The sequence below is a fragment of the Metabacillus rhizolycopersici genome (assembly GCF_020075705.1).
On the sequence record NZ_JAIQUM010000061.1, the window covers coordinates 1 to 12309 of the forward strand.

At 36.0% G+C, this 12309-nt stretch carries 11 protein-coding genes and 3 pseudogenes; 1 reads left to right on the forward strand and 13 read right to left on the reverse strand.

Annotation, left to right across the window (positions count from 1 at the left end; genetic code table 11):
* The 9 genes and pseudogenes from K9V48_RS20680 to K9V48_RS20720 form a co-directional block, all read right to left on the reverse strand.
* The coding region (locus K9V48_RS20680; RefSeq protein ID WP_224141044.1) for a DNA replication protein DnaD at window positions 1–799 on the reverse strand (799 nt) is incomplete at its 3' end.
* 411 nt (window positions 800–1210) lie between these two features.
* Window positions 1211–1765: a hypothetical protein gene (locus K9V48_RS20685; RefSeq protein ID WP_224141045.1), complete on the reverse strand. Its 555-nt coding sequence runs from the start codon at window positions 1763–1765 to the stop codon at window positions 1211–1213.
* A complete protein-coding gene (locus K9V48_RS20690) occupies window positions 1752–2393 on the reverse strand; it encodes a hypothetical protein (RefSeq protein ID WP_224141046.1) in 642 nt (213 codons plus the stop codon). The genes K9V48_RS20685 and K9V48_RS20690 overlap by 14 nt, the downstream gene beginning before the upstream one ends.
* Window positions 2394–2699: a nucleotide pyrophosphohydrolase gene (locus tag K9V48_RS20695; RefSeq protein WP_224141047.1), complete on the reverse strand. Its 306-nt coding sequence runs from the start codon at window positions 2697–2699 to the stop codon at window positions 2394–2396.
* Between the two features lie 309 nt (window positions 2700–3008).
* Window positions 3009–4265 (reverse strand): McrC family protein, encoded by a 1257-nt coding sequence (locus K9V48_RS20700; protein WP_224141048.1) that lies wholly within the window; start codon window positions 4263–4265, stop codon window positions 3009–3011.
* Window positions 4265–6520, reverse strand: a complete 2256-nt coding sequence (locus tag K9V48_RS29480) for an McrB family protein (protein ID WP_308012606.1) — start codon at window positions 6518–6520, stop codon at window positions 4265–4267. Before K9V48_RS29480 ends, K9V48_RS20700 begins: the two co-directional genes overlap by 1 nt.
* A 282-nt stretch (window positions 6521–6802) precedes the next feature.
* Window positions 6803–7221: pseudogene (locus K9V48_RS20710) on the reverse strand (transposase family protein); the annotation flags it as partial.
* A 707-nt stretch (window positions 7222–7928) separates the two neighbouring features.
* Window positions 7929–8117, reverse strand: a pseudogene (locus K9V48_RS20715) (EamA family transporter); the annotation flags it as partial.
* Between the two features lie 75 nt (window positions 8118–8192).
* Complete coding sequence (locus K9V48_RS20720) at window positions 8193–9047, reverse strand: malate synthase (protein ID WP_224141049.1); 855 nt, start codon at window positions 9045–9047, stop codon at window positions 8193–8195.
* 314 nt (window positions 9048–9361) lie between these two features.
* On the opposite strand from K9V48_RS20720, the gene K9V48_RS20725 reads away from it, so the two are divergent.
* Window positions 9362–9556, forward strand: a complete 195-nt coding sequence (locus K9V48_RS20725; protein ID WP_224141065.1) for a recombinase family protein — start codon at window positions 9362–9364, stop codon at window positions 9554–9556.
* A 264-nt stretch (window positions 9557–9820) separates the two neighbouring features.
* Here the strand turns inward: K9V48_RS20725 and K9V48_RS20730 are convergent, their stop codons facing one another.
* The 4 genes and pseudogenes from K9V48_RS20730 to K9V48_RS20745 form a co-directional block, all read right to left on the reverse strand.
* Window positions 9821–10348: a YsnF/AvaK domain-containing protein gene (locus tag K9V48_RS20730; protein WP_224141050.1), complete on the reverse strand. Its 528-nt coding sequence runs from the start codon at window positions 10346–10348 to the stop codon at window positions 9821–9823.
* Between the two features lie 79 nt (window positions 10349–10427).
* Window positions 10428–10907 carry a YsnF/AvaK domain-containing protein gene (locus tag K9V48_RS20735; protein ID WP_224141051.1) on the reverse strand — a complete coding sequence of 160 codons (480 nt, stop codon included), beginning with the start codon at window positions 10905–10907 and terminating at the stop codon, window positions 10428–10430.
* Between the two features lie 107 nt (window positions 10908–11014).
* Window positions 11015–11295 (reverse strand): annotated as a pseudogene (locus K9V48_RS20740) (nucleotide pyrophosphohydrolase).
* A 420-nt stretch (window positions 11296–11715) separates the two neighbouring features.
* Entirely contained in the window at window positions 11716–12309 is a 594-nt protein-coding gene (locus K9V48_RS20745; protein WP_224141052.1) for a hypothetical protein, read from the reverse strand.

The following is a 12309-nucleotide window of genomic DNA, read 5'->3' on the forward strand; positions in this document are numbered from 1 at the left end:
TGTTATTGGCACAGGCAATCGTCATGGCTTTTAAGATGACTTCCTTCGGCTGTAGAAAACTAGAATCATCTAACCAAGATAGCAGCTGCTGTTTCGCATTCACATTTGAAAAGCCAAATCCATTGTTGTCCCAAAACTCAATAATCTCTTGAACATCGTTTGTGTTTTGATCTAGTGCTTGATCCTCTATATCTGGATTATCCTCTATACTAGGGGTAAAAGCTTTTTGTTGTTGTTTTTCTTTTTCTTTTTCTTTTTCTTTTTCTTTTTGCCCACGTATCGTAGAACGATGCATGAACGTATCGTCAACTTCTTCCTCTTCCGCATCTAGATCTGGATCATTTTCTCTCTCTTCCTCGGCAAACGACATCCTTTCTGGCTCACAAAAAGATTCATATAAGCTACGAATTTCCTGTTTACGAATCGTTTCCGCAACATATCGAATAAGCGAGGTATCCTCAACCTCTTTTAATTCAGATAAAATGCAATCCATGACCGGTTTCCCACCTTTATGCAGGTTATCCTTCCCCCAGTTTTTAATCGCAAGCTCTCTCGTTTCAGGATTGTAACGAATCAACTTGTGATGCCGGGTAAATCGTTCCATTAACGAATGAACACTCTCAATCGAATACCCCAAATCAAACGCCATTTGTTTTTTCGTAATACGATAGATGCCAATTTGAGTCGTATTCGGATTCGTAAGCAGATAAAGATAAAAATATTTATCCTCCGGAGTCATCTCTTCTGATACAATCGGATTCTTCCAAAACTCTGTACGCACCATTCGATATTTTGCCATCTTCAACCACTTCCCTTTCTTCTAAGAAAATTCTTTTCATAGACTATATATAGAAAAATGAAGAAGAGAGTAGCGGATGTTTCACATAAAAATGTAAATATTTTGTGACAAAATAATTCTGTGGTACTTATCTGTACTCATTTCCCAAATAAAAAAACACTCACAAACATTGAAAAAAACAATATTTGTGAGTGTTTTATGTTGGTTAACTTACTTTATATTTTCTCTTTGATTAATGACAGTAAGCAGTTAGCACACGATTTTATGTTCACGATATCTTTGTATGAATTTTATTTGTGATAAATAAAAAACGTTCCTTACAATTTGAAAGAAACTATAACTATTTGTTCTTCACAAAAAGTAATCTTCCATTTCTATCTAAGAATAAATCCATACTCTTCTAGGAAAGATTCACAATAGACCATCAATTATATTTTTCAAATTCTCATAAGTACAAGGTTTCGTAACTTGTTTTAGCCTAGATAAAGATATTGTTTTCTGCTTTAGAAAATGTCGATCTAGTTCTGTAGTTAATACAACATAAAACTCCCATTGTGATATGTCTAAAGGGTCAACTAATTCTACATTTTTTTCTTTAAGTAAACAAAAGACGTACATATCGGCATTCCGTTTAACGTCATCGCTATATTTATTTGTTTCATAATCATATTCTTTTTTTGCCCCAATATTAAAACTAATGTTTGAATATTTATCTTTATGCCAAACTTGAATATACGCAGAAGACTTCACTTCAATTTTCATATCATTATAAACTAAATCAAATGCGTCCCATTCTTTACGTGATTGATCTAAACTACCAAGTGCAGTCCCAACTAAAAACTCGGCAAAGATTCCCCTCAAATTGTTTGTTATTATGTTCGAAAATCCCCACTGCCAAAAATCTAAAACATTCTGTCCTGTTCCCAATATTGCAGTTTCTGGATTTAGTCCTTTAGCATTGGTCAATTTCTTGTCCCTTACCCTTAGCAACCTTTTGTCGGAGGTTTTGCGCCAGCTCTCTATCACTGAATTGGAAGTATAAAGGCGAATATTCAACATATGTTCGATATCGTTTATCTAATAAAGGATCATCTTTGACTTTTATGTAGTTATGTAAATAGGCACAGGAATGAAGTTGAATAGATGAATCATTATATAAAGATTCATTTAAATTTAGTAAATAACGTTTATACGAAGAAGCCTGGTAGGCGGGATGAACCGTTTCCCTTTCCCTACCTCCTAAGAAGGTTCGAACAATGCCATCACCTTCAGAAACCTTTGCCTTTTGCCATTGTTTCAGCTCAATAATAACTGCATTTTTATTTCCCTTTTCATCCTCTCCAGCAACTAAAAAATCAATTCTTTTCTCTGAAGAAGGCAATTTATATTCTAGTAAGACATGCGTATCATTTTTTAAATCAGCGTCTCGTATGACTTTGGCCATCTGAGGAAGAGATCTTTCCCAAGAATTTAACTCACTTGTTGAAACGACTTTGTTCATTTTCGTCAGTACATTTTCTTTTAGTACATAGCCAATTTTATTTTCATAAATATGATTCAAAAAATTTGAGGTGGTTTCATTATAAATGATCATTTACTCATTCTCCCTTTTTACAGGGTATTTTAAGGCATTCTTTTCAAGCTTTTGATAGACTTCTTCTTCAAGATCTATTTCTAGCTTATCCGCCATCTGAATGAGATAAATGAGTATATCTGCCATTTCTTCTTTCATGTTTTGTTTTGACTTAGCAATCGCTTCTTCACTGTTTTTCCACTGGAAATTTTCAAGAAGTTCATTTGCTTCCAGTGATATTGAAATAGCTAAATCTTTGGGGTCGTGGTACTTTTTCCAGCCTCTTTCGTCGCGAAAGTCTAGTATTTTTTGATAGATCTTCTCCATTATCTGTCTCTCCATTAAGTCTTAATCATTTTCATATAAGTTAGAAAGAAATTAATCCTATTTAAAATTTTGACTAGCTTTATTGTACACAAAAAGGTGTACCAAAAATAGTACACCCCAGGCTGTCGACAAAGTCGATAGCCGTTTTTTATAATTACTAACTCATCAATATATGGTGCTGTTTCACAACAGGAACAACCAAATATGTAACTAAAAAAGAAACAAAACCCCTTTTTCTTCAGATGAATTTTTGAAAAAGGGGTTTGTCTACACTCTGAGGTGTACCAAAAATAGTACACCCTTTTATTTTTATTGGAATGATAATATTTCCCTTAGATCAGCAATGGTATGTTGAACCTTGTCTAGACGAATAGTTCGTATTTCAATGTGTTTAACTGGTGATGAATCAGGAACTCTCCATTTTGGTAGCAGTAACTCATTATCGTTTTTCGGATATAAGATGATACAGCGTTCTGCTGATTTGTAGGCAGTAACATACGCATACATTTGGTAGGTGTCACTTGGATTTGGACCATATCGGCCATTTTTCCATTTGGTATCCAAAATGACAACTGGAATCGGTTCGCCAAATACCAGCTTCGATACGACAAAATCAGGCTTTAATTGGACGGTTCCTCTTCCTGTATGGGTATCAATCAAGAGTTTTCTGCCTTTGTGCTGCAAGTCCAGCTTAAAGGCCCCCGGCGATAACACCCGTTTTAAACATTCCCCAACATACCATTCGTATAGGTCATTCATTTTAAATAAAAACGAATAAGCAATTTGGTTGTTTTCCCCGGTGCTCATCGAACTGGAATGGAGAATCGCAAGAGCCAGCTGTAAAACCGCCTCATAATGCTTGTTTTGTCGATTGATTTGAATTGTTTCGATGATGGAGGTGTTGATAAAAACATCCTCCACCTCATCGAACATTTCGTAAATCATCCATGTTTGCGTCTTTAGAGTGGAATTCCGTACATACGGAAAAATGACTTTTAACGCCGCTTTTAACAGCTGGTTTAATGGGACATTTGCGGATAACTCATCATATTCGCAATACGCATTTACAGACATAAAGGCATTTTTGCGAATGTGCTGGGAAACGAGCAGACGCCCTTTTAAGTGTTTAATATTCTCCGTTTTAGACCGATACCCTCGGTATAATCCCCTCTTGACCGCCTTAAACAGCTCGGAAATATAGATGAAAGCCAGAATATGGGATAAATCTACTTTTTCATAATGGCTACGAGTCTGGTCATTTAATGAAACTGGCAGATGCTTCGTTACACTTAGCATATTTAATAAGGAACGGCGGTTTAAAGCCGGATCGTTTTGTTCCAAATCTAACTTCGGTAGAATTTCGATTCTAACCGTTTTCAATTGGATGACTCCTACCAGATTGATAAACCTAATCCTCTTATTCCCATATTCTACAACATTTTCATTTTGATATTTTTGTTCTAAATACTGAATAAGATGATCCCACTCCACATTGGTCAGGCTGCTTGGCCGTTGGTTCTCCACTTGAAGCCAATCATAGGCCTCTCTAATGGTGATTGTTTTCATTACTCATAAATCCCTTTTATGTCTTCAGCCGTAATGTTCACCTTCACATGATATTTAGATGGAATATCCAACGGTGTATAAGATGATGCGCGGTTAAATAAGGCCTGGACATCTACTTCTTCCTTATAAATAATGAACGAATCTTGTTCATTTCTGCCGATTCCACCTAAGACCAGGCCGATTTTTTCCCAGTCATCATAAAAATACTCTTTTAACAGTGGAATAATCTTATTCTGCATGGTTGAAATTAAATCCTCTACAGTTTCCACACTGGTAAAATAAGCATGACCAATCATGTGATCCCTGCTGTACAGCACTTCTATCCGTTGATTAATACGGTGAAGCAGCGTTGGCAAATCAATATCATCGATAGGTGACAGCACAGACGGCTGAGGCAAGATCTCGTCAAAGCCAAACCGACGGCGTAAGGCGGTATCCATAAGCGCAATGGAGCGGTCGGCCGTATTCATAGTTCCAATAATATAAAGGTTTGGTGGCAGGACAAAGGTTTCGCCGGAATAAGGCAATTTCACTCGCGTCTCATTGGTTGTTGTAAGGCGTTTATCCTCTTCCAGTAAGGTCAGCAGTTCTCCAAACACCTTCGAAATATTAGCGCGGTTGATTTCATCAATAATCATTACAAACCGGTTCGCATTGGAAAAATCAAATGGGTGATCTTGTTCCAGTGCTTCCAAAACCATAGTTTTGCGTTCTTCATAATTAAGCATGTTAGAAGGCTTCGGCAGTCCGGCAAACAGAGCATCGAACACGATTTGCTTAAAAACCCCATCTTTTGGTACAAACGCGTTTCCATCTGAACGAAGGCCCTCAATAAAATCTTCATAAGAGTAAGACTGATGGAACGTTACAAACCGAATCCTTCCCTCTTGCTGTAATCTTTTATATTGATGCTTTTTTTCTATTGAACTCCATTTATCGTCCAATTCATCAGCGGACAAATGATAAATGGTTTCCAATGACTTCGTTGCCACTTGAAAGGTTTTTCCCGTTCCCGGCGGTCCATATAAAATCAGATTCGGGTTAAATTTTAATTCTTCATTATCAAAGTTTGGTACTAACTCTTCCGTCATCGATTTGTCCTCCATCGCCTCACGTTGTGCCCTCACTGTTTCCGAAAAAACTAAATGTAAATCCTGCTGTGGCAGCTTAGAGGTTTTTGTTGCATGTACAGGGACCAATTGGTCCGGCATGATTCTAGTTGCTAATTTTGTAAGACTAGTAATCTTAAGCCAAATTCTAACTCCCTTAGATGAGACATTTTGGAGATTCATCACGTCGACTCCAGCAGGAATTTCACTTTCGTTGAAGTAAATTCCGTCAATGAAGGCCTGCCATTCAATTTCTTTTTTCGAACGGTCACAGATAAATAATTTACCTTGGTCTATGTATGGTATCGTTTTCCGATTTATTTTATCTGTTTCAATTGCTCCAATGACAAAAGGATTCTGTTCTAAATTTGCTTCCAATAGTTTAATGGAATCCATGGATTGAAAGGACAATAAGGAGCAATCTAGCTTCAATGACTTACTTCGTTGAGCGAATTGAGTAATTTTTTTATCAAGAAACTTGAATTCTTTTCGTTTTAATGGTGGGTCTAACTCATTTAGATCTTTGACAATTAAATTTAAGAGAACGCCTGTAAAGACATAAAAGGTTATTTCCTTATTTTCCATATTAGGAAAGCTACGATATGTATCTAGCAAATCGTTATAATCTTTTGAGTTTTTATCAAAGATGATTTCGTTTATGCTCCGCTCAAAGTTATAGTTAATGACATACTCTTTTGGGTCCTGAATGGTTTTAATGAAGGAAAAAAGATGAACAATATGACCTTTTAGTTCATTCGGTATGTCAAGGTTGTCGAAGATGTCCCGGTAATCGTGCTTGATCTTCATATGGTTAAATAGAGCGACCATGTCCACTTTATAGGATTTAATGTTATTAATCCTGTTGTTTGTACTAATGATGGTGTTGATCACACTGTTAAATTGATCTAAATCATTCATGTCTTCAGCCGAAAAAGAACTCTCTGCACTCCTAATGGCAGCTAGTACCCTTTTTACGGCGTTCTTTTTATCCTCATCCCATTTAGCCGCTTCTACTCTTTGGTCATAATCCTTGTACCATTCCATTGTAGCTTGATATTGTTTATCATACATATCTTTATATTGAGATAGGATGATATCCAAAGTCATTCCTTTGTATTTATCGATTATCTGCTGTATTCGATCCAATGTAATTCCTCCTAACCTAGTAAATTAAGAATATAGTACATTATAAGCATTTTCATCCTTTTAGCTTCCCCAAAAACGGGTAACCCTTTAACAACTGGCATCAATGTTTGGTTTACCTCATTTAATTCCATTAAGTGAAAGGGTGGAGTGAGTATAGTTTCATGGACACGGTTTAGTTAACTCTCTATGATAATAATAAGAGAGGAAGTGTCCGGCATGGAATCAAGAAACAAGCGTAAAGCATAATGCGTCCAATTCTTCATCTAGAAACGGTGAGGTCACATTTTTTAGTTCTACTTTGATTTTACATGTCCTGTAATTTTGACGGCTTGCCTGAAATACATCGATCACATCGGACGTAATGTCATCCTCTTTTGCTCTTTCTTTTACTTCATAATAATAGGTGCTTCTAGGGATTTGTAGGACTTTACACATTGCTGATATCGAGTATTTATGTTGATTATTCTTGATCACATTTACTTTCGTCCTAGTATCAGCGCGGCTTGCTTTAAAATATCATTTTCCATTTCTAATTGCTTATTTCGCTTTCGGAGTTCGATCAGTTCCTTTTGTTCCACTGCTAGATTGTCTTTTTCCCTAAATAGAACCAGAGCTCTGACTCTGGCTCACCCACTTATCTAAAGAAGAAGGTGTAAGTTATACTCACGAATCTCTTTTCTTGGCTTCCCATTTTGGTACAGCTACACCATCTGTTGTTTGAAATCTTCCGTAAATGTTCGGCGTCCTCTTTTAGTCATGTAGATTCTCCTCAAATGTATAATCTGTAGTCTACCTGACCTTAAAAATTCTATCCAATTCAGTGTAGTCTATCCAATTTCATTATGAACATTATTCCTTTAACTATAAAATTAATTATATCGGAAACCATAAAAAAAACGCTTGCATCACTTTTTATAATGCAGGCGTTTTTTCATTGTCGGGGCTAATTCTATTAATTTTACAATTGACTGTTATTCTCATTTTTAAAAAACGGGCACCAAATGAGGGCACCACTTTTCCTCCATTTTTGACCCAATACTATTGTTTTTTGACGAAGATTAAACATTAGAGATATACGAATTATAAAAAAGTGAAAGTCTCCCTTCAACTTCATCGTCTATATATTCTGCTCTAAAATCATTTAGTTAATGGCAAATAAGATTCTTAACCTCCGAGTAAAGTTTAAAATACCTTTCATGCTCATGTTCGTATGCCTCTAGAAGTGGTTCCAATAAAAGTAGCATTTTTAACGAAAATTAATGGAGTAACAAAAGGGTAACATAACCCTGTGTTACTCCTTTTTATGATAAAATGGAAGCCTTTGAAGCATCTACATACCCTATATTTTGATTCCAAATCAGGTTAGCTATGCCATGAACAATCACAGCAGTTCCAATCAACAAAACCCAATCAAACATACTGCTAAAAAGCCTGTTAAAATAGGTGTTGTTGCCAAAATTAAGGCAGATGTTGTTGGATCAGCTGTTTGTAAGCCTCTAAAAAATGACCATTGGTTAATAAATACACCAAAAACACCAAGAAAAATAACTGCAGGAAGATCTGATTTATTTACACGCTTATTAGCAAACAGAGCCAGGCGCTGTTTGCCATTAGTGATGGGTGGGAAAAATGTGTCAGTCCCCTGTCATTCTTATTATCTTTGGGCTAACGTCTAAATACGCATTAATGCGCCATTAGGCTTTGGTAACTCTTGATCTGTTATCCGATTCATTTTACAAAAATGTTCAAAAAATTGTTGTGCCAGCTCTCGTTCCTTTGGGTCACTTTTCAACGAAACTATATCAAGCAAAATTTGAGCCATCCATAAATTATCAAAATAACGGTATTTACCTGTATTCCATGTCATTTTTTGGGGGGATTTTTCATTTACATAATATTCCCAGAAAAGCATCTGATCCGATTCCTGTTCTGTAAGTTGGAGTCTGTATTTTGAATGAGCAGGAGTATATCCATCTTCACAAAGCTTACCGATAAAATCTTCATTCACCATATAGACACCTAAGATACGTCTGTCTTTTTCAGGCATGCTGGAATCTATTGCTGTTAACAGGACAGCGCTATTTTGGTGCAAGCGGATGGGTTTGTTTGGCTTCCCCTTGTTATTACCACTTTTTATTACGCCTGAAAAAACCTTCCACTCTGAAAAAGAACCATTCTGTTCTTCTGTGTCACACCAAAAAACCATTTGTGATTCGGGATGAAGTTTATGATTTTTCATAAGTTTTTCATGGTCTAAGCGAAGTTCCAGGTTTTTTCGTTGTAGTTTTTTCTCCTCTTCCTTCTTCCATTCTTCCTCCTTTTGTTCCATTTCCTTTTTTTGTATAATTTTCTCAAGTGAATTAGCAACACTTTTATCATGCAGTTTTAGGTGCTTTCCAAATACATCGGGGAAAACAAACTTTTTATTTTCCGATGCGAAATGTATTTCAATACTAGAATCATTATGTTTAACTATACTACCCATGCCAAAACTCTTGTGTGTAACTTTCTTATTGATTAGATTCATTATTCTAGGCCTCCTTGTAGAATAAAAACTCGATTACTATTAGATAGTAACTTGATAATCTTATTCAACTAACTTACGCTTAAAGCTCACACAACTGTTTGAATTTTTCTTCGGTTTAAAAAAGATATTAAAAAAACGTATCCATAATTCTATCCGCAAAAAAATACAGCGGAATTCGGAATACGATTGAAAAAACAATTGTAAGACTATTGTAACATTTTTTTGAAAATATTACAAATTTCTGATTGACAATATATTTTATTGTGAGGTAAAATGGAGTTTTATTCTCTGCACTTCCTTGAAATAGCTATGAAATAAAGACCCCCAAAAAGTCGCGAAACTTCTGGAAAGCCCCTATAAATAACCACTTGATTACCGGTGATAAGTGGAATGATTCCACGATTAAACTAATCTTAACTAACCCTCATTACGTTGGAGACTTAGTTCAGGGGCGTACTACCACAGTAAGTATTAACATTTCTTTCAGTTGCTCTTGTATTATTTCTTGAATTTTTGCCACTTCTTTTTTAATAGTATTAAAGTATTCGAATCGTAGGGAAAGGGGAAAAAAGTAAGAAATGTTCCGACTTCTAATACATTGCTTACCGAAATTCAAGATTGGCTGATGTTCTGAGCAGAAATGGCTAGAAAGAAACCACATGTTGATGATTCTTAAAGCAGCACAGGTTGGTTGCTGGTGAGACGAAGGTGGTCTCGAAGGTTACGGAGAAGGAGTCGGGTAGTGCCTTCACCTACCACCACCTGAATATGGTTTAGTCCTTAGTTTCAGATGGCGGCTTTTTTATGACATCCGCATCACCTGCAACGTCAACGTGTGCTGTTTCTTTTTTCAGCTTTTCCTTTATTTGTTTCATTTCTTCTATTTGACGTTTTGTAACCGATACTTCATTCACTTGCACAGGGTGTTTGTTTATTTCAACTTCTTCTTCTTTCAACGGAATTCGAAATTCCTCCTCATCTCCTGCTTCTATTACCATTTCTTCACGCTTAATCGGAACCGTGAACGTTTTCTGTTCTTCGACGACTTCTTTATGAATCTTTACCTCACCCGTTTGTACTCGTTCTTTTTTTATGGCTAGCTGCTCTTCACGTAATTGAAGCGTTTGTTCTTTATTTCCATTTGTTTTTTTAGAGGGTCCGTCGATGTTCCTTCTCGCCTTCATTGTATAAATAATGCCGCCAACGATTGCTCCTAAAACGAGTCCTGTTACGACTGTAAAACCTGTTACCCAACCAATTATGCTACCGATTATTGCACCAATAATAATATACTTTCCCATAGGACCTCCTGAAGTTCTTCTTTATGTAAAGAGGATGGAAAGAAACCTACTTAACTAGAAGTTAAGTAGGCGGGAACAATTAGTCCTCTTTGATAAGATCTGTAGTACCATGTGATTCAACATCTGCAACTTCTTTACGAAGTACTTCGTGTACTTGTTCTGTTTCCTGAACTGAACGTTTATGAGCGGAGACTTTACCAGTAACGACCGTATGCTTTTCTACATCAATTTTTTCAGCAGTTACTGGAATGTGAACCGTTTCTTCTTCTGTAATTGGTTCATTTGTTGGTTCGTGATCAACGACTCTTTGTTCAATGACGACTTGATCATGTGAAACAGGGACATTCACTGATTGTTCTTCCTCAACAATGTCCTTATGAAGCGTCACATCACCCGTCTCCACCCGATATTTGTCGATTTCCAATTCTTCTTCACGAAGATCAAGATGTGCGTCTTCTGCTGCAAATTCTGTATCGGCAGTGCGATCTACTTCACGTACCTTTTTTTGAGTTTCTTTTTGAGTTTTTTCTTCGTTAAATAAAAAATCCAAAAAGGCCATGCTGAAAACCTCCTAAGGAATGTGTTTTGATCGTACAACTAGTAATGTTACCTACGTGAGTGAAAATATGTGCTTGAACTTTGGTGCCTGTTTCTAAAAAGGCTTTGCTAAGCCATTTGGTGTATTTTACATCCAATGTAGACTTCTTCTTCAAGATCTATTTCTAGCTTATCCGCCATCTGAATGAGATAAATGAGTATATCTGCCATTTCTTCTTTAATATTTTGTGTCGACCCAGCAATCGCTTCTTCACTGTTTTTCCACTGGAAATTTTCAAGAAGCTCATTTGCTTCTAGTGAAATTGAAATAGCTAAATCTTTTGGTCGTGGTACTTTTTCCAGCCTCTTTCATCGCGAAATTCTAGTATTTTTTGATAGATCTTCTCCATTTATCTTTCTCTCCATTAGTACTTAATTTATGTAAATGCTTTATTCTTTCATTTTATCATTAGTTACAAATTATTGAAGTTTAGTTATACTTTGGAATCAGAAACAAATTCAAAAGAGGATTTTGATCATAACTAAATACTACTATGGCAACTTTTTTGCCTAGAGTTCTCGTAAAAATATAAATCAAGGGATTTCAATACAAACTTTACATAAGGTAGTTTAAATAAGCCTGTCACTTGTCGAATTTTAACAAATGACAGGCTTCCCACTTAATTTCATATGGTGGAAATTTTCATAAGCTCTTACTACGAGTTGAAGTTTGTATTAAATCATCTACAAAAGTGGTAAAACATCCAGTTTCAAAAGTTGAACATTAGAGTATGATTAGATCGGTCAAATCAACCATTTCCCCTTAATATTTATGGTCTAGGTAGTACCGTATAAGTATTCAATTTTCCGACTGGAACTACATTAAAGTAAGTTGTTTCATTATTTGGAAATTTAACTGCGTATGATATCCCTCCACCAATGTCCTTTACGCCTCTGATTGTAACTTTACTTGGAACTGGTATTCCGATAGCTGCAGCATTTTCTGTTAATATCAGTTTTTCCTTTACTGGGGTTCCATCAACAAATATTGCCACTTCGTCCAAATCCACTTTGTTAAAGTCCCATATTAACATTCTAGCTTCTCCTCCATCAGAGCCAGCATTTGTCACTTCAAAATCTCGTGCTTCTATTTTCGCGTTTGTTTCGTCAGTAAATAATTTTTCGCCAGCTGCTGTAGATGTACTTATTCTGTTTGCAACCACTTCTTCTGCTGTTCCTTCATCAGTGAAACTGGTTGTGAAGAGGCTGCCAATCATGGCTAACCCAATTAAGATTAATGAAGTAATCCAAATGGATTTACGGATAAATGCTTGATGTGGGATAATATCTTGTTCTGCAGGTTCTTGCTCATTGTCTAAATTTTGATTGTAAATTTGCTGGTGGTTCTGTTTATATTTTTTCAT